The 16,135-nt window shown below is 72.1% G+C and carries 17 protein-coding genes; 12 read left to right on the top strand and 5 right to left on the bottom strand.

Features of this window, described 5'->3' with window-relative positions; translation table 11 throughout:
- The first annotated feature begins 138 nt into the window (after positions 1–138).
- From ACZ3IG_RS34250 to ACZ3IG_RS34230, 5 genes are all read left to right on the top strand, one after another.
- Positions 139–1,728, top strand: coding sequence for an acyl-CoA carboxylase subunit beta (locus ACZ3IG_RS34250; RefSeq protein ID WP_467437106.1), 1,590 nt, complete (start codon positions 139–141; stop codon positions 1,726–1,728).
- Positions 1,729–1,760: 32 nt separating this feature from the next.
- On the top strand, positions 1,761–2,204 hold the full coding sequence (locus tag ACZ3IG_RS34245) for a cupin domain-containing protein (RefSeq protein ID WP_467437029.1): 444 nt from the start codon (positions 1,761–1,763) through the stop codon (positions 2,202–2,204).
- Positions 2,201–3,484, top strand: coding sequence for a beta-ketoacyl-[acyl-carrier-protein] synthase family protein (locus ACZ3IG_RS34240; RefSeq protein ID WP_467437027.1), 1,284 nt, complete (start codon positions 2,201–2,203; stop codon positions 3,482–3,484). The genes ACZ3IG_RS34245 and ACZ3IG_RS34240 overlap by 4 nt, the downstream gene beginning before the upstream one ends.
- Positions 3,485–3,494: 10 nt before the next feature.
- A complete protein-coding gene (locus ACZ3IG_RS34235) occupies positions 3,495–4,709 on the top strand; it encodes a ketosynthase chain-length factor (RefSeq protein ID WP_467437104.1) in 1,215 nt (404 codons plus the stop codon).
- A 338-nt stretch (positions 4,710–5,047) separates the two neighbouring features.
- A complete protein-coding gene (locus ACZ3IG_RS34230; RefSeq protein ID WP_467437103.1) occupies positions 5,048–5,512 on the top strand; it encodes an SRPBCC family protein in 465 nt (154 codons plus the stop codon).
- A gap of 58 nt (positions 5,513–5,570) precedes the next feature.
- On the opposite strand, the gene ACZ3IG_RS34225 is transcribed toward ACZ3IG_RS34230, so the two are convergent.
- Positions 5,571–7,091, bottom strand: a complete 1,521-nt coding sequence (locus ACZ3IG_RS34225) for an FAD-binding oxidoreductase (RefSeq protein WP_467437026.1) — start codon at positions 7,089–7,091, stop codon at positions 5,571–5,573.
- Between the two features lie 192 nt (positions 7,092–7,283).
- Here ACZ3IG_RS34225 and ACZ3IG_RS34220 point away from each other — a divergent pair, with 192 nt between their 5' ends.
- The 7 genes from ACZ3IG_RS34220 to ACZ3IG_RS34190 all read left to right on the top strand — a co-directional run bounded on the left by ACZ3IG_RS34220 (position 7,284) and on the right by ACZ3IG_RS34190 (position 12,066).
- Positions 7,284–7,604 carry a TcmI family type II polyketide cyclase gene (locus ACZ3IG_RS34220; RefSeq protein ID WP_467437024.1) on the top strand — a complete coding sequence of 107 codons (321 nt, stop codon included), beginning with the start codon at positions 7,284–7,286 and terminating at the stop codon, positions 7,602–7,604.
- The gene (locus ACZ3IG_RS34215; protein ID WP_467437023.1) at positions 7,592–7,783 is read left to right on the top strand and encodes an acyl-CoA carboxylase epsilon subunit; all 192 of its coding nucleotides are present in this window, start codon (positions 7,592–7,594) and stop codon (positions 7,781–7,783) included. The genes ACZ3IG_RS34220 and ACZ3IG_RS34215 overlap by 13 nt, the downstream gene beginning before the upstream one ends.
- Positions 7,780–8,127 carry an antibiotic biosynthesis monooxygenase family protein gene (locus ACZ3IG_RS34210; RefSeq protein ID WP_467437021.1) on the top strand — a complete coding sequence of 116 codons (348 nt, stop codon included), beginning with the start codon at positions 7,780–7,782 and terminating at the stop codon, positions 8,125–8,127. Before ACZ3IG_RS34215 ends, ACZ3IG_RS34210 begins: the two co-directional genes overlap by 4 nt.
- The gene (locus ACZ3IG_RS34205) at positions 8,124–8,459 is read left to right on the top strand and encodes an antibiotic biosynthesis monooxygenase family protein (RefSeq protein ID WP_467437020.1); all 336 of its coding nucleotides are present in this window, start codon (positions 8,124–8,126) and stop codon (positions 8,457–8,459) included. The genes ACZ3IG_RS34210 and ACZ3IG_RS34205 overlap by 4 nt, the downstream gene beginning before the upstream one ends.
- A gap of 10 nt (positions 8,460–8,469) precedes the next feature.
- Positions 8,470–9,651 carry an FAD-dependent monooxygenase gene (locus ACZ3IG_RS34200; RefSeq protein WP_467437019.1) on the top strand — a complete coding sequence of 394 codons (1,182 nt, stop codon included), beginning with the start codon at positions 8,470–8,472 and terminating at the stop codon, positions 9,649–9,651.
- Between the two features lie 23 nt (positions 9,652–9,674).
- A complete protein-coding gene (locus ACZ3IG_RS34195; RefSeq protein WP_467437017.1) occupies positions 9,675–10,130 on the top strand; it encodes a hypothetical protein in 456 nt (151 codons plus the stop codon).
- Between the two features lie 148 nt (positions 10,131–10,278).
- Positions 10,279–12,066, top strand: coding sequence for an acetyl/propionyl/methylcrotonyl-CoA carboxylase subunit alpha (locus ACZ3IG_RS34190; protein ID WP_467437016.1), 1,788 nt, complete (start codon positions 10,279–10,281; stop codon positions 12,064–12,066).
- A gap of 61 nt (positions 12,067–12,127) precedes the next feature.
- Here the strand turns inward: ACZ3IG_RS34190 and ACZ3IG_RS34185 are convergent, their stop codons facing one another.
- The 4 genes from ACZ3IG_RS34185 to metF all read right to left on the bottom strand — a co-directional run bounded on the left by ACZ3IG_RS34185 (position 12,128) and on the right by metF (position 15,990).
- Positions 12,128–12,577 (bottom strand): nitroreductase/quinone reductase family protein, encoded by a 450-nt coding sequence (locus ACZ3IG_RS34185; protein ID WP_467437014.1) that lies wholly within the window; start codon positions 12,575–12,577, stop codon positions 12,128–12,130.
- Positions 12,578–12,616: 39 nt separating this feature from the next.
- Positions 12,617–13,324, bottom strand: coding sequence for a helix-turn-helix transcriptional regulator (locus ACZ3IG_RS34180; RefSeq protein ID WP_467437013.1), 708 nt, complete (start codon positions 13,322–13,324; stop codon positions 12,617–12,619).
- Positions 13,325–13,706: 382 nt separating this feature from the next.
- Complete coding sequence (ahcY, locus tag ACZ3IG_RS34175) at positions 13,707–15,110, bottom strand: adenosylhomocysteinase (RefSeq protein WP_467437011.1); 1,404 nt, start codon at positions 15,108–15,110, stop codon at positions 13,707–13,709.
- Complete coding sequence (gene metF / locus ACZ3IG_RS34170) at positions 15,100–15,990, bottom strand: methylenetetrahydrofolate reductase [NAD(P)H] (RefSeq protein WP_467437010.1); 891 nt, start codon at positions 15,988–15,990, stop codon at positions 15,100–15,102. The genes ahcY and metF overlap by 11 nt, the downstream gene beginning before the upstream one ends.
- Positions 15,991–16,135: the final 145 nt, after the last annotated feature.

Here is a 16,135-nt window from a genome sequence, read left to right as displayed (position 1 = left end):
ACCTCACAGGGACTTTTTTCCCCCGCAGCAGACTCCGACGAGTACCGGCCGACCGTGGCCGGACGCGTGAGCAGGTCAGCTGGAGGGAGCGTGAGTGGCGTGTCGGAAGTGGAACGGCATGGCACCGCCGTCAAAGAGGTGCGACCGGCCCGGGAGAGCGCCCCGCGGGAGCTGCCGGCCGAGGGCCTGGCCGACCGGACGGCGGAACTCGCCGTCATCCGGCAGCGGGTGGTGGAGGGACTCGACGCGGAGTCCGCCCTGCGCCAGCACCGGCTCGGCAAGTCGACCGCGCGCGAACGCATCGCGCGGCTGCTGGACGAGGGGTCCTTCAACGAGCTGGAGATGTTGCGCAGGCACCGCGCGACCGACTTCGGCATGGACGCCAAGCGCCCCTACACCGACGGCGTGGTCACCGGCTGGGGCACCGTCGAGGGACGCCGGGTCTTCGTCTACGCCCATGACTTCGGGATCTTCGGCGGCTCCCTCGGTGAGGCCCACGCCGCCAAGATCCACAAGGTGATGGACCTCGCGGAGAGCGCCGGCGCTCCCCTGATCGGGCTCAACGACGGGGCCGGCGCCCGTATCCAGGAGGGCGTCATGGCCCTCGCGGGCTACGGCGGCATCTTCCGCCGCAACGTCCAGGCGTCCGGGGTGATCCCGCAGATCAGCGTGATGCTCGGGCCCTGCGCGGGCGGCGCCGCCTACTCCCCCGCGCTCACCGACTTCGTCCTGATGGTGCGCGGGACGGCGAGCATGTACGTGACCGGCCCGGACGTGATCAAGGCCGTCACCGGCGAGGAGATCGACTTCGAGGGGCTGGGCGGCGCCGAGGTGCACGCCCGGTCGGGGCAGGCGACGTCCGTCCACGACGACGAGGACGACGCGTTCGAACAGCTGCGGTGGCTGCTGTCGTTCCTGCCGCAGAACAACCGGGAGTTCCCGCCGGAAGAGCCCTGCGACGATCCCGTCGACCGGTCCTGCGACGGCCTCCTGGACATCGTGCCCAGCTCCCCCAACCAGCCCTACGACGTGCGCCGGGTGATCGAGGAGATCGTCGACCACGGTGAGTTCCTGGAGCTGCAGGAGGCCTGGGCGGGCAACATCGTCATCGGTCTCGCCCGGATCGGCGGGCAGGTCGTCGGCCTGGTCGCCAACCAGCCGCTGGTGCTGGCCGGCGTGCTGGACATCGACGCCTCGCAGAAAGCGGCCCGGTTCATCCGGTTCTGCGACTCGTTCAACATCCCGCTGGTGTCCCTGGTGGACGTGCCCGGCTTCCTGCCCGGCGTCGACCAGGAGCACAACGCCATCATCCGCAACGGCGCCAAGCTCCTGTACGCGTACTGCGAGGCGACGGTGCCCCGCATCCAGGTGCTGATGCGCAAGGCGTACGGCGGCGCGTACATCGTCATGGACTCGCGCTCCATCGGCACCGACCTCTCCTTCGCCTGGCCCTCCAACGAGGTGGCGGTCATGGGCGCGGAGGCCGCGACCAACGTCATCCACCGCCGGGCCATCCTGGCGGCCGAGGACCAGCAGGAGACCAGGCGGCAGCTGGTGGAGGAGTACCAGCGCACGCTGATGCACCCCTACTACGGCGCCGAGCGCGGCCTGGTCGACGACGTCATCGATCCGCGCGAGACCCGGTCGGCGCTCCACGAGGGGCTGCGGATGCTCCGCTCCAAACGCGTCGACCTGCCCAAGCGCAAGCACGGCAACTCACCGCTGTGACCGGACCCCGACACCCACAGGAGACACCTTCCATGAGGCACGAGATCACCGGAGAGCCGCGTACCGCGCCCCGCAAGGTCGCGTTCGACGAGGTCCCGGTCAACCGGCACCGCGGCGGCGCCCTGCGCACCCTGCTGGGCCCCGGCAACACCGGCGCCACCAGCGGGTTCATGGGCCACGCCCGGCTGGAGCCCGGCGAGTACATCAGCGAGCACTACCACCCGTACTCGGAGGAGTTCGTGTACGTGCTCTCCGGGACGATCGTCCTGCGCCTGGACGGCGAGGAGACCGAGGTGTCCGCGCGGGAGGGCTTCCTGGTGCCGATCAAGGCCCGCCACCGGCTGGAGAACCGCGGCACGGAGCCGGCCGAGCTGATGTACCACCTGGGCCCGCTGGCGCCCCGCCCCGACCTCGGTCACGTCGACACCGAGGACCTGCCCTTCCCCGACCTGGCCCCCGCGGGAGAGCCTCGATGAGCCCCACGGACCGCTGGGGAGCCCTCGTCACCGGCATCGGCGTGGTCGCGCCCGGCGCCGTCGGCCGGGACGCCTACTGGGACCTGCTGACCGCGGGCCGCACCGCCACCCGGGACATCACCCTGTTCGACGCCACCGGGTTCCAGTCCCGTATCGCCGCGGAGGTCGACTTCGACCCCCTGGCGTCGGGACTCACCCCGGACGAGGTGGAACGCATGGACCGGGCCGCCCAGTTCGCGGTGGTCGCCGCCCGCGAGGCGCTCGCGGACGCCGGGCTGGCGGCCGGCGGGGCGGACCCGGAGCGCACCGGGGTCAGCATCGGCAGCGCGGTCGGCTGCACCACCCGGCTGGAGGACGAGTACGTGGTGGTCAGCGAGCGCGGCACGAAGTGGGAGGTGTCGCCCGAACTGGCCACCGAGCACCTCTACCGCGCGCTGATCCCGAGCACCCTGGCCGTGGAGGTGGCCTGGGCGGCGGACGCGGAGGGCCCCTCCACGGTGGTGTCCACCGGCTGCACCTCGGGGCTGGACGCGGTCGCCCACGGCGTCCAGCTGATCTCGGAGGGCTCGGCGGACGTGGTGATCGCCGGCGCGACCGACGCGCCGATCTCCCCGATCACCGTCGCCTGCTTCGACGCGATCGGCGCCACCTCGCGCAACAACGGCGACGCCGCGCACGCCTCCCGCCCCTTCCACAAGGACCGCGACGGGTTCGTGCTCGGCGAGGGCTCGGCCGTCCTGGTCCTGGAGAGCCGGGAGCACGCGGCCCGCCGCGGCGCGCACGCCTACGCCGACATCATCGGGTTCGCGCAGCGCAGCAACGCCTTCCACATGACCGGGCTCAAGCCCGACGGGCTGGACATGGCGGAGGCGATCGAGGTCGCCATGCGGCGGGCCGGCATCACCCCCGACATGATCAGTTACGTGAACGCGCACGGCTCGGGGACGGCGCAGAACGACCGGCACGAGACGGCCGCGCTGAAGAAGTCGATGGGCAAGGCGGCGTACGGCGTCCCGGTCAGCTCGATCAAGTCGATGATCGGGCACTCGCTGGGCGCCATCGGTGCCCTGGAGGCCGCCGCCTGCGCCCTGGCGATCGAGCACGACGTGGTGCCGCCCACCGCCAATCTGCGTGAGCAGGACCCGGCACTGGACCTGGACTACGTGCCGCTGTCCGCGCGGAAGAACGTCAACGACATCGTGCTGAGCGTGGGCAGCGGATTCGGCGGCTTCCAGTCGGCGATGCTGCTGGCCAGGCCCACGCCGGGAACCAGGAAGTGACGGAATGACCATGAACCGTCGCACCGTGTTCAGTGGTGTGTCAGTCATCGCCCCCAACGGCTCCACCACCAAGGAGTTCTGGGACGCGACACTCAACGGCGTCAGCGGCATCGGGCCGGTCCGCTCCTTCGACGTCTCCGGCTACCCGGTCCATGTGGCGGGCGAGGTCGCCGACTTCGCGCCCCGGGACGCGATCGACGGACGGCTGATGGTCCAGACGGACCGGTGGACGCAGTTCGGCCTGGTCGCGGCCGAACGCGCGCTGGAGGACGCGGGCATCGACCCGGGGCGGCTCGACGCGTACGAGATGTCCGTGATCACCGCGACCTCCTCGGGCGGCAACGAGTTCGGCCAGCGCGAGATCCAGAAGCTGTGGGACAAGGGCTCCCGGTTCGTGGGCCCCTACCAGTCCATCGCCTGGTTCTACGCGGCGACCACCGGCCAGATCTCCATCCGGCACGGCATGAAGGGTGCCTGCGGGGTCCTGGTCGGCGAGCAGGCCGGCGGTCTGGACGCGCTGGGGCAGGCCCGCCGCGCGCTGCGGGACGACGCCTCGATGGTGGTGACCGGGGGCACCGACGCGCCGCTCGGCCCGTACGCCCTGGCCTGCCACACCTCGGCCCACCTGATGACCGGCAGCCGGGACGCGGAGCACGCCTACCGTCCCTTCGACGCCGGGGCGGACGGGTACGTGGCCGGGGAGGGCGGGGCGATCTTCATCGTCGAGGCCGAGGACACGCTGCGCGCCCGGGACGCCGAGCGGGGGTACGGGGTGCTCGCCGGGTACGCGGCCACCTTCGACCCGCGTCCCGGTTCCGGGCGGGAGCCCGGGCTGCGGCGGGCCATCGTGCGGGCCCTGGCCGACGCCCGGGTCGACCCGGCCGACGTCGACGTGGTCTTCGCCGACGGGCTCGGTGTCCCCGAGGCCGACCGCGCGGAGGCCGAGGCGATCAACGCCGTGTTCGGGGCCGGGCGGGTGCCGGTGACGGTGCCCAAGTGCCTGGTGGGCCGGCTGCACGCGGGCGGGGCGCCGCTGGACGTGGCGATGGCGCTGCTGTCCATCCGCGACTCCGTCGTCCCGGGGACGCCCGGCGTCACCGAACTCGCCCCCGGCCTCGGCCTGGACCTGGTCCGCGAGACCCGTCAGGCCCCCGTGCGCACCGCCCTCGTCCTGGCCCGCGGCTTCGAGGGCTTCAACGCCGCGGTCGTCGTCAAAGCCCGTTGAACCGTACGGGCCCGCTGAACCGTACGGGCCCGCCGCACCGTACGGACTTCGCTCCACCGCTGAGACAGAAAGGTATTGCCGTGACCACCTCCGTGATCACCCTGGACGAATACGCCGAGCTGATCAACCGCGCCTCCGGTGCGGGGATCACCGCCGCCGACCTCCTCGACCCCGCCGTCACCTTCGAGTCGCTCGGCGTCGACTCGCTCGGCGGTCTCGGTGTCGTCTCCGAACTGGAGCTGCGCCTCGGTCTGGAGCCGGACAGCGGCGCCGACGGCACCCGCACCCCCTTCGAGCTGCTGCTCGGCATCAACCGCCGGCTGGTGGACGAAGGGCTCCTGGACGAGGGCCACACCGAGCAGAGCATCGTCATCGACGCCCCGTTCGACGAGGTGTGGCGGCAGACCAACGACGTCGCCGCCTGGCCCGACCTGTTCAGCGAGTACGCCGCCGCCGAGATCCTGGAGAGCTCCGGGAACACGGTCCGGTTCCGGCTCAGCATGCACCCCGACGAGAACGGCACCGTGTGGAGCTGGGTCTCGGAGCGGACGCTGGACCGCGCGGCCGGGACCGTGCGGGCGCGCCGGGTGGAGACCGGGCCGTTCGAGTTCATGGACATCGTCTGGACCTACCGCGAGGTCGAGGGCGGGGTCGAGATGCGCTGGACGCAGGACTTCCGGATGAAGCCACAGGCCCCGGTGGACACCGCGGCGATGACCGCCCGGATCACCACCAACTCCGCGCTCCAGATGGCGCTGATCCGCGGACGGGTGCGGGAGCGGGCCGGCCTGACCGCCGTGTGACGCCCGCGTGAACGCCGGAAGCGGCCTCCCGCCCGGGAGGCCGCTTCTCGCGTGGTCGTCAGCCGATGCTCTGGGCGAAGCGGAACAGCCCGTGCGGGTCGTACTTCCGCTTCACCGCGACCAGCCGCTCGTAGTTCTCGGCGTAGTAGGCCCGGCGCCAGTTCTCCAGCCGGGGGTCGATGAAGTTCTGGTAGGTCTCGCCGTTGGAGTACGGGTCCAGGACCGCGAAGCCGGCGTCGGTCCACTCGCGCGCGGCGGCCCGGTCGGACGCGTCGCCGCCGCTCACGGCGACGACCCCGAGGAAGCTCGCGCTGAACAGGGCGTCGCGGTGGACGTAGGCGGTGTCGGTGCGGGCCAGGTCGCCGACGGCGCCGCCGAGGGCGCCCACCTGGAGCAGGTGCCGCTGTCCGGGGACCCGCACGGCGTCGAAGCGGGCGACCGCCTGCTCCCACATGGCGCGGGCCGGCGGGCGGTCGAAGAGCCGGCTGCGTTCACTGGCGAACGCGGCCCGCGGCAGCGCGGCGTCCGGGGCGGACCCGGCCCGGTGGCACTGCTGGACGGTGTAGTCCCCGCAGCCGTAGAGGTTCATCATCGCGGTGCGGTACGCGGCGGTCGACAGCTGCCGGGTGGCGGGAGCCGTGCCGACCGCCGCGGCCAGCCGGTCCGCCTGTGCCGCCAGCACCTCCTCGCCGGCCGTGCAGCTCAGCAGCACGGACACCACCGGGACGTTGCCCGCCGCCGCGTCGGGCAGGGCGACGACCGCGGAGGAGCCGAGGGCGCGCGGCGCGTCGGGGATCCAGCGCGCCCAGGCGTCCAGGACGTCGACGGCCGTGTCGTACCGCCAGGTCAGGTCGGCGGTCGACAGGGTGTCGACGCGGGTGGGGGTGACCTCGTAGGAGGTGACGATGCCGAAGTTGCCGCCGCCGCCCCCGCGCAGCGCCCAGAACAGGTCGGGGTGCCGGTCGCGGCAGGCCCGTACGGTGCGGCCGTCGGCGAGCACCACGCGGGCGGCCGTCACCGTGTCGCTGGAGACGCCGACGGAACGGGTGAGCAGACCGGTGCCGCCGCCCTGGAGGAAGCCGCCGAGGGCCACCGTGGGGCAGAAGCCGCCGGAGAGGGCGAGGCCGTGCGGGGCGAGGCCGCCCGTGGCGTCCACCAGCTGCGTGCCGGCGCCGAGGGTCGCCGACGTCTCCGACACGGTCACCGAGGCGAGCCGGGAGACGTCGATGACCAGGCCGGTGGTGGTGGAGTACCCGGCGGCGCTGTGGCCGCCGCTGCGCGCGGCGAGCGGGAGGCCCGCGTCCTGCGCGAAGGCCAGGCACAGCGCCACGTCGGCGGCGTCCGCGCAGTAGGCGATGCCGGTCGGGTCCACGGCGTCGAACTCGGCCGTGCTGAGCTGCTTGGCCGCCGGATAGGCGACGTCCCCGGGGAGCACGAGCCGTCCCCGCAGATGTCTGCGGAGCCGTTCCCACCGCGCGTCGCGGCGCGGTCCCGCCGCGGCCCCGTGGGTGAGGGCGCCGAGGGAGAGCGCCAGCGCGCCGGCCCCCGCACCGCCGATGACAGAGCGTCGACTGATCATTCCGTTGCCTTCCGGAGGGCAGACAGGAGGGGGCTGCCGCCGACGGGGGATTACAGCGGCAGCCCCGCAGGCAGCTTAGCCGAAAACGTTAGTCAGCAACCTAATTAATCCAGGTCCGGTCGTTTGCGCCGCCCTCATAGCCGCTTTATCCGCCCCGAGAAGGATGTGGCGCAGACACGGAGAGGAGCGCTCATGCAGTACACGCTGATCGTCGCCCGCATGGCCCCCGAGGACAGCGAGCGGGTCGCCGGCATCTGGGCCGAGTCCGACGCCACCGACCTGCCGCACCTCGTCGGGGTGAAGCACCGCAGGCTCTTCCGGTACCAGGGCCTGTACTTCCAGTTGATCGGCTCCGAGGAGCGCATCGGCGGCCGCATCGAGGACGTGCGCGGCCACCCCCTCTTCCAGGACGTCAACGAGAAACTCAAACCGCACATCGGCGCCTACGACCCGCTCACCTGGCGCGGTCCCGCCGACGCGATGGCCGAGGAGTTCTACTCGTGGAACGCGTGACCGGCACCGCGACGGTGCGCGTCCTGCGGGGCACGCCCGACGCCCACGAGACGGCCGCGCTCCTGGTGCTGCTCGCCCGGCTCGGCGGCGCGCCCGAGGAGCGGCCGCACGGCCCGGTGGCCGCCCCCACCTGGGAGCCGTTCACCGGGCACGGCGAGGCCGGCTGGAGGCACCCGTGATCCGCACCGTTCTGGACATGCGGGTACGGCCGGGCCGCGCCGAGGAGTTCGAGCGCACCTGGCGCGAGGCCGCGGCGGTGGCCGCGCGCTACCCCGGCTCCCTCGGCCAGACCCTGCTGCGCGCCCCCGGCGACCCGCTGCGGTACACCGTCACGGCGGACTGGTCCTCCCGCGAGGAACTGGCCCGCTACCAGACCAGCGAGGACCGCGAGGCGCTCTCCGCCGCGCTGGACCCGCTGCGGGAGTCGGCGGCCAAGGCCCTCTACGAGGTGGTCGCGCACATCGCTCCCGGCTCCCGCGTCCCCGCTCCCCCGGCCCCCGTACCGCAGAGAGGCACGGCATGACCATCCGCGTCATCATGACCGCGACCATCAAGCCCGAGGACTTCGACGCCTTCGAGAAGGCCTACATCGACGTCACCAGGAAGGTCCGTGGCACCCCCGGCCACATCCGGGACGCGCTGCTGCGTGACACCGCGGACCCGACGAAGTACTCGCTGCTCGCCGAGTGGGAGGACGAGGAGCGCTTCCGCGCCTGGGCCGACGACCCGGAGCACATGCGGCAGTCGGCCGCCATGTTCCCGTTCTGGGCCGACACCTTCCATCGGTCCGTGCACGAGGTCCGGGCCACCCTGGAGTCGTACGAGACGCCGCGCGTTCCGCCCGCGGCCGGTTGAGGGGAGAACCATGCCCGTCCAGAAGGCTGTGGTGATCGGCGCCGGCATCGGCGGGCTCACCACCGCGATCGGCCTGCGGCAGGCCGGCGTCGACGTCAAGGTGTTCGAGCGCCGCACCGAGCCGAGCCGGCTGCTGACCGGCGGCGGCTTCATGCTGTGGCACAACGCCTTCGTCGCCCTGCGCAAGCTGGGCCTCGACGACCGCGTGAGCAAGGTCAGTTCGGAAATCGACTTCCATGAGTTCCGGTCCGCGGGCGGCCGTACGCTGGCCCGCTGGGAGATCGCCCCGGAGGCGGCCCGCATCGGCGCGCCCGCCGTGGCGCTGCGCCGCTCCGACCTGAACGCGCTGCTGCTCGAAGAAGCCGGTGACACGGTGATGATGGGCGCCCAGTGCGTCGGTTTCGAGCAGGACGCGGACGGGGTGACGGCACGGTTCGCGGACGGCTCCGTGGAGCGGGCCGACGTGCTGATCGGCGCCGACGGCATGCGCTCCGCGGTCCGTTCCACGCTGCGGCACGGCCACGACCTGCCGCCCCGCTACGCCGGGTACACCGCCTGGCAGGCCATCGCCGAGCTGCCCGGCGAGGACGTCGTGCCCAGCGGGACCTTCTTCAACCTGTGGGGCAAGGGCGGTCTGCGCTTCCTGTACTGCCGGCTCAACGACCGCGAGGTCTACTGGGACGCCATCACCTCGGACGAGGCCAGCACCCCGTTCGACATGTTCCGCAAGGACAAGCGCCAGGTGATGCGGGAGACGTACGCCACCTGGCAGGACCCCATCCCCCGCATCCTGGCGGCCACCCGCGAGGACGCCATCCTGCCCATCGACATCGCGGACCGCCCGCCCTCGCGGGACCGGGCGTGGAGCCACGGCCGGGTCGTGCTGGTCGGCGACGCCGCGCACGCGATGACCCTCAACCTCAGCCAGGGCGCCGGGCAGGCCATCGAGGACGGGGCCGTCCTCTCCGGTCTGCTGGCGCGCGAGCCGGACCTGCCCACCGCGCTCGCGCGGTACGAGAAGCTGCGCAGGCAGCGGGTGGAGTCGATGGTGCGCGGCGCGTACCGCATCGGCGAACTCGGCAAGTGGAAGGGCTCGCTGGCCTGCGGGGCGCGTGATCTGTTCATGCGCGCGTTCTTCGGCACCTTCGCGAAGAAGGGCACGTACCGCCTGATGATGAACTTCGACTACTGACGTCCTGGGAGGCGGTTTCAGTCGTGTACGTCGACCTCCTGGCGGCCCTGCTCGTCCTGCTCAGCGGCGCGCTGGCCGGGGTGCTGGTGGCCGTCGAGATCGCGGTGGTCCCCATGCTGGCGGATCTGCCGGGCCGGCGCTACGTGCAGGTCCACCGGTTGCTGGACCCCCGGTTCGACCCGTTGATGCCCACCGTCGACAAGATCGCGCTGGGTGTCGGTCTGCTGCTGATCGTGCTGGCGCCCGGCTGGGCGGCGAAGGGCGCGTTCGCCGTGGCGGAGGCGGGCCTGATCGGCGTGGCGCTGGTCTCGGAGCTGTCCAACGTGCGGATCAACCGGTCCATCGACACCTGGGAGACGGACCGGCTCCCGCAGGGGTGGGCCGAGACCCGCGCCCGCTGGGCCCGCGCCAACCGCAGTCGCACCTGGATCGCTCTGGTGGGCTTCGTCGCGGCGATCGCCGGCACGTGTCTCGTGTGAGACGGCGCCGCGGACCCGGCCCCGCCGGTCACGGAGTGGTACGGGGACTCCGTGGCCGCCGGGGCGGGCCCGTTTCCACCGGGCATCCGCACACCCGGGCCGGCCGCCCCGCGGCGGACGCCCCCGTCCAGAACAGGGAACGGATCAGATGAAGAAGGTACTGATAGCCAATCGGGGCGAGATCGCGGTGCGCGTCGTGCGGGCCTGCCGGGACGCGGGACTGCGGTCCGTCGCCGTCTACGCGGACCAGGACCGGGACGCGCCGCACGCCCGGCTCGCCGACGAGGCGTTCGCGCTGCGCGGCAGCACGGCCGCGGACACCTATCTCGACGCCGGCAAACTGCTGGCCCTGGCCGCCGAGTCGGGAGCGGACGCCGTCCATCCCGGCTACGGCTTCCTGTCCGAGGACGCTCAGTTCGCGCGGGCCGTGCTGGCGGCGGGGCTGACCTGGATCGGGCCGCCGCCCGAGGCCATCGAGCAGCTCGGTGACAAGGTGGCCGCCCGGGAGATCGCCCGCCGGGTGGGCGCCCCGCTGGCGCCCGGCACCGAACGGCCGGTCAGCGGTCCCGAGGAGGTGCTGGACTTCGCCCGGCAGCACGGTCTGCCGCTGGCCATCAAGGCGGCCAACGGCGGCGGCGGGCGCGGTCTGAAGGTGGCGCGCACCCTGGAGGAGATCCCCGGGCTGCTGGAGTCGGCCTCCCGTGAGGCGGCCGCGGCCTTCGGGCGGGGCGACTGCTTCGTGGAGAAGTACCTCGACCGGGCGCGGCACGTGGAGACACAGTGCCTGGCGGACCGGCACGGCACCGTGGTGGTGGTCTCCACCCGGGACTGCTCCGTGCAGCGCCGCCATCAGAAGCTCGTCGAGGAGGCTCCGGCGCCCTTCCTCTCCGCCGAGCAGGAGGAGACGCTGCGGTCGGCGTCCCGGGCTATCCTCGCCGGGGCGGGCTATGTCGGCGCGGGCACCTGCGAGTTCCTGCTCGGCGAGGACGGCACGCTGTCGTTCCTGGAGGTCAACACCCGTCTCCAGGTGGAGCATCCGGTCACCGAGGAGATCACGGGGATCGATCTGGTCCTGGAGCAGTTCCGGATCGCCGACGGCGAGGCCCTGGGGTACACGGACCCGGTGGCACGGCGCGGCCACTCCATCGAGTTCCGGGTCAACGGCGAGGACGTGGGCCGCGGTTTCCTGCCCACGCCGGGTACGGTGACGCGCTGGAGCCCGCCGGCGGGGCCCGGTATCCGGGTCGACACCGGCATGGTGGAGGGGACCGTGGTCGACGGTGCCTTCGACTCGATGCTCGCCAAGCTGATCGTCACCGGCGCGGACCGCCGGCAGGCCCTGGCGCGGGCCCGGCGCGCCCTGGAGGAGTTCACGGTCGAGGGCGTGCCCACCACGCTCGCGCTGGCCCGGGAGCTGCTGGACGTCCCGGCGTTCACGGCGGAGGACCCTCAGGCCGGGTTCGCCGTGCACACGCGGTGGCTGGAGTCCGACGACTGCACCGTACGGATCGAGCCGTGGGAGGGCGGGGAGACCTCCGCCGAGGGCACGGGCGGCTCCGACCGCCTGTCGTACACCGTCGAGGTGGGCGGCCGTCGCCTGGAGGTGGCGCTGCCCGGGTCCCTGGCGGTGCCGGGACCGGCGGCGGTCCGGTCCGGTGGCGGCGGGGCACCGCGCCGCAGGCCGCGCTCCTCGGCGTCGTCCGCGGCGGCCGGCGGGGACGCGCTGAGCAGCCCGATGGTCGGCACCGTCGTCAAGGTCACCGCCGTGGAGGGCACCGAGGTGGCCGAGGGCGACGTGCTGTTCGTCATCGAGGCGATGAAGATGGAGCAGCAGATCAAGGCCCACCGCTCCGGAGTGGTGCACGGGGTCGGCGTCACCGTGGGGGCGAGTGTGTCCCGGGGCGCCGCGCTGTGCGAGATCCGTACAGCGGGGTGACGGCCCTCCCCTCCCGGACGCACGAGACCCGGGCCCGCACCGGCGGGCCCGGGTCTCGTGGTCACACGGGGACGACGCGGAAGACCGGGATGCCGGGCGCCGCCCGCTCGAAGCTCTCGGGCGACTTGTCGGCGACCACGCCGTTCTTCACGAAGATGCCGGCGCCCATCGGGACCTGGGTCGGGAACTCCCGGGCGATCGGCGCCCGTTCGGCGGCCGGCACCTCGACCAGCTTGACCGCCACCGCCTTCCGGCCGCGCACCAGGGTCCCCTCACCAGCCGCGCGCACGTTCTTCACCCAGTCGGACTGGGGGAACGCCTGGAGGATGTACATGGTGCCGTCGATCTTCACGGGAGCCACCGGGTTGGTGAACTCCCGCCCCGACCGCCGGCCCCTGACCCGCAGCAGGTGCATGGGGCCGACCGGCATGCCCATGCCGTGGAACACCTCCATCATCTTGTTCCCGAACTTCTGGAACGCGGACACCTTGGGACGAGTGGATGTGGACATGATCTCGCTCATCTCTGTTGCTTCGGGCTGGGATCGGACTCAGGCCACGCTGCCGGTGGTGCGGGAGGCACGGGGACGTGCGGGGGCCATGGAGCCACCCGGTCGCACCAGGCCGGTCCGGTAGGCCATGGTGATCACGTCGATACGGCTGTTCAGGTCCAGCTTGCCCATGAGGCTGTGCACATGGCTCTTGACCGTGGCCCTGCTCAGCTCCAGCGCCGCCGCGATCTCGTCGTTGCTCCAGCCCCGCAGCATGAGCTGGACGACCTCCGTCTCCCGGGCGGTGAGCTGGTCGAAACGGCGCTGGACGTCGGACCGCCGCTGCGGCGGCACGCCCTGCGCGGACTCCGGGCTCCCGGCGGCCACCTGGTATCCGGACCTGACCAGCCGGATCGCCGGGATCAGGCTCGCGCGGTCGACGCGGTTGACGTACACGTCCGCGGCGCTCTCCTCCGCGGTCCCCGCTCCCGCACGCCTCCGGGACGCCGAGACCACCAGGATCCGCGGCCGGGGCGTACTGCCGGCCAGCGCCTGGACGACGGAGCGGGTGTCGCCGTCGTCGAGGACGACCACGACATGGGGGCGGTGCTCGGCGACGGCCCGGTGCACCTGGGCCGGATCGGCCGTGCACCCCACCGCGCGCAGGCCCTCCTCCCCGGACACCACCGCGACCGTCTCGATCCTGCTGAAGAGACTGCCGCCCAGCACGGCGACCCGCGTGAGCCGGCCGGCCCCCTCGTCCTGCACGTCAGGTGATTCTCGGCGCACTCTCTCCTCCAGTGATCGGCGCTCGGCCGCCCGGCGGGTTCGCCATGCCTCGACGTCGAAGAACGGCAAATTCATTACGTAGCGAACTATTTAATAGTCGCATGGGGGCCCACCTCTGTCAACGCGGATCCGTCCCCCCTCCCCGCCTCTCCCCGTCCCCCGTGGAAGCCGCCCGCCAGAGCGGATCAGTGACTCGGTCGACATCGTGTCACCGGCCCTCGGCCGAGGGCCGTCCGTGGCCGGAAGTCGCTCCTGTCACTGACCGGATGCCGGTGTCCCGGACGGCGCACAGCAGAATCTCCCGCCGCCGGGAGGGGCGACGGGAGACCGGCCGGGCCGCGAGGGCGGCTCGGCAGCGCCGTCAGTAGCGGTAGTGGTCCGGCTTGTACGGACCCTCGACCCGCACACCGATGTACTCGGCCTGCTCCGGACGGAGCGTGGTCAGCTTGACGCCGAGGGCGTCGAGGTGGAGCCGGGCGACCTTCTCGTCGAGGTGCTTGGGCAGCACGTACACGTCGGTCGGGTACGCGTCGGGCTTGGTGAACAGCTCGATCTGCGCCAGCGTCTGGTCCGCGAACGAGTTGGACATCACGAACGACGGGTGACCGGTCGCGTTGCCCAGGTTCAGCAGGCGGCCCTCGGACAGCACGATCAGAACCTTGCCGTCGGGGAACGTCCAGGTGTGCACCTGCGGCTTGACCTCGTCCTTCACGATGCCCGGGATCTTCGCCAGGCCGGCCATGTCGATCTCGTTGTCGAAGTGGCCGATGTTCCCCACGATCGCCTGGTGCTTCATCCTGGCCATGTCCGAGGCCATGATGATGTCCTTGTTGCCGGTCGTGGTGACGAAGATGTCGGCCTTGTCGACCACCTCGTCCAGCGTGGTCACCTGGTAGCCGTCCATCGCCGCCTGGAGCGCGCAGATCGGGTCGATCTCGGTGATGATCACCCGGGCGCCCTGCCCGCGCAGGGACTCCGCACACCCCTTGCCCACATCGCCGTACCCGCAGACGACCGCGGTCTTGCCGCCGATCAGCGTGTCGGTGGCCCGGTTGATGCCGTCGATCAGGGAATGACGGCAGCCGTACTTGTTGTCGAACTTCGACTTGGTGACCGCGTCGTTGACGTTGATCGCCGGGAACAGGAGGGTCCCCTCACGCTGCATCTCGTACAGCCGGTGCACACCCGTCGTCGTCTCCTCCGTGACACCGCGGATCTCCGACGCCAGGCCGACCCAGTCCAGGGTGCTGCGCTCCAACAAGTCGCGCACGACGGCCAGTTCCTCGTTGTCCGCGGCGGGCAGCGCACCCGTCTTGCGGTACTCGACGCCCTGGTGGACGAGGAGGGTGGCGTCGCCGCCGTCGTCCAGGATCATGTTCGGGCCGCCGGTTGGGCTGTCCGGCCAGGTCAGCGCCTGCTCCGTGCACCACCAGTACTCCTGGAGGGTCTCCCCCTTCCAGGCGAAGACCGGGATGCCTGCGGCGGCTATCGCGGCGGCGGCGTGGTCCTGGGTGGAGAAGATGTTGCACGACACCCAGCGGACCTCGGCGCCCAGCGCCACCAGGGTCTCGATGAGCACGGCGGTCTGTACGGTCATGTGCAGGGAGCCGGTGATCCGGGCCCCGGCGAGGGGCCGCGCCCCGGCGTACTCCTCGCGGATGGCCATGAGACCGGGCATCTCGTGCTCGGCCAGGGTGATCTCCTTGCGGCCGAACTCGGCCAGGGAGAGGTCGGCGACCTTGAAGTCGGTGAAGTCAGCGGGCACGGAGACTCCTTGCGGTGGTCACGTTGCGGTGGATGTCGAGGGCTGCGGTGGAACGGTTCAGGGTGATGTAGTGCAGACCGGGAGCCCCCTCGGAGAGCAGTCGTTCGGCCATGGCGGTGGCGTACTCGACACCGATGCGGTGGCCGTCGGCGGGACGGTCGCGGGCCGCTTCGAGGCGGTGGGCGAGGTCCTCGGGGAACGCGGCGTGGGACAGTTCGGCGAAGCGGCGGATCTGACGCACGTCGGTGGCCGGCATGATCTCCGGGATGACCGGCGTGTCACAGCCCGCCGCGGCCACCCGGTCGCGCAGCCGCAGATAGTCCTCGACGTGGAAGAACATCTGTGTGATGGCGTAGTCGGCGCCCGCGCGGCACTTGGCGACGAAGTGCCGGATGTCCGACTCCCAGTCGGGCGAGCGCGGGTGCAGCTCGGGGAAGGCGGCCACGCCGACAGTGAACTCCCCCAGTTCCCGCAGGAGTTCTATCAGCTCGACGGCGTGGGTGAACCCCTCCGGATGCGGCACCCACGGGCCGTTCGGATCTCCCGGCGGGTCACCGCGCAACGCCAGCACGTCGCGGATGCCCGCGTCCGCGTACCGGCCGATGATGTGGCGCAGTTCGGCCACCGAGTGCCCGACCGCGGTGAGGTGCGCGACCGGGCGCAGGGTGGTCTCCGCGGCGATGCGGCGCGTCACGTCGACGGTCCGCTCCCGGGAGGAGCCGCCGGCGCCGTAGGTGACGGAGACGAAGGCGGGCGCGAGCGCCTCGACGCGGCGGACCGTGTCCCACAGGACGCGTTCGCCGGTGTCCGTCTTCGGCGGGAAGAACTCGAAGGAGAACGACGGCTCCGTGCCGGGGAGCGGGCCGCGCGCGGGACTCATGCCCGGCCTCCCGCGTGGAAGTACCCGGCTTCGGGGTGGTGGGCGACGAGGGCGTCGGTGGACTGTTCGGGGTGGAGCTGGAACTCCTCCGACAGGTGGACGCCGATCCGCTCCGGCTCCAGCAGGGCGGCGATCTTCGCCCGGT

The sequence above is a fragment of the Streptomyces sp. NPDC016677 genome (assembly GCF_055562815.1).
This window is presented reverse-complemented; position numbering and strand designations above follow the sequence as displayed.

Excerpts from the sequence above, each read along its gene's own strand:
- ACZ3IG_RS34225 (WP_467437026.1), bottom strand. The coding sequence starts at position 7,091 with ATGATCAGTCGACGCTCTGTCATCGGCGGTGCGGGGGCCGGCGCGCTG.
- ACZ3IG_RS34245 (WP_467437029.1), top strand. The coding sequence starts at position 1,761 with ATGAGGCACGAGATCACCGGAGAGCCGCGTACCGCGCCCCGCAAGGTC.
- ACZ3IG_RS34220 (WP_467437024.1), top strand. The coding sequence starts at position 7,284 with ATGCAGTACACGCTGATCGTCGCCCGCATGGCCCCCGAGGACAGCGAG.
- metF (WP_467437010.1), bottom strand. The coding sequence starts at position 15,990 with ATGAGTCCCGCGCGCGGCCCGCTCCCCGGCACGGAGCCGTCGTTCTCC.
- ACZ3IG_RS34200 (WP_467437019.1), top strand. The coding sequence starts at position 8,470 with ATGCCCGTCCAGAAGGCTGTGGTGATCGGCGCCGGCATCGGCGGGCTC.
- ACZ3IG_RS34190 (WP_467437016.1), top strand. The coding sequence starts at position 10,279 with ATGAAGAAGGTACTGATAGCCAATCGGGGCGAGATCGCGGTGCGCGTC.
- ACZ3IG_RS34235 (WP_467437104.1), top strand. The coding sequence starts at position 3,495 with ATGAACCGTCGCACCGTGTTCAGTGGTGTGTCAGTCATCGCCCCCAAC.
- ACZ3IG_RS34205 (WP_467437020.1), top strand. The coding sequence starts at position 8,124 with ATGACCATCCGCGTCATCATGACCGCGACCATCAAGCCCGAGGACTTC.
- ACZ3IG_RS34240 (WP_467437027.1), top strand. The coding sequence starts at position 2,201 with ATGAGCCCCACGGACCGCTGGGGAGCCCTCGTCACCGGCATCGGCGTG.
- ACZ3IG_RS34185 (WP_467437014.1), bottom strand. The coding sequence starts at position 12,577 with ATGTCCACATCCACTCGTCCCAAGGTGTCCGCGTTCCAGAAGTTCGGG.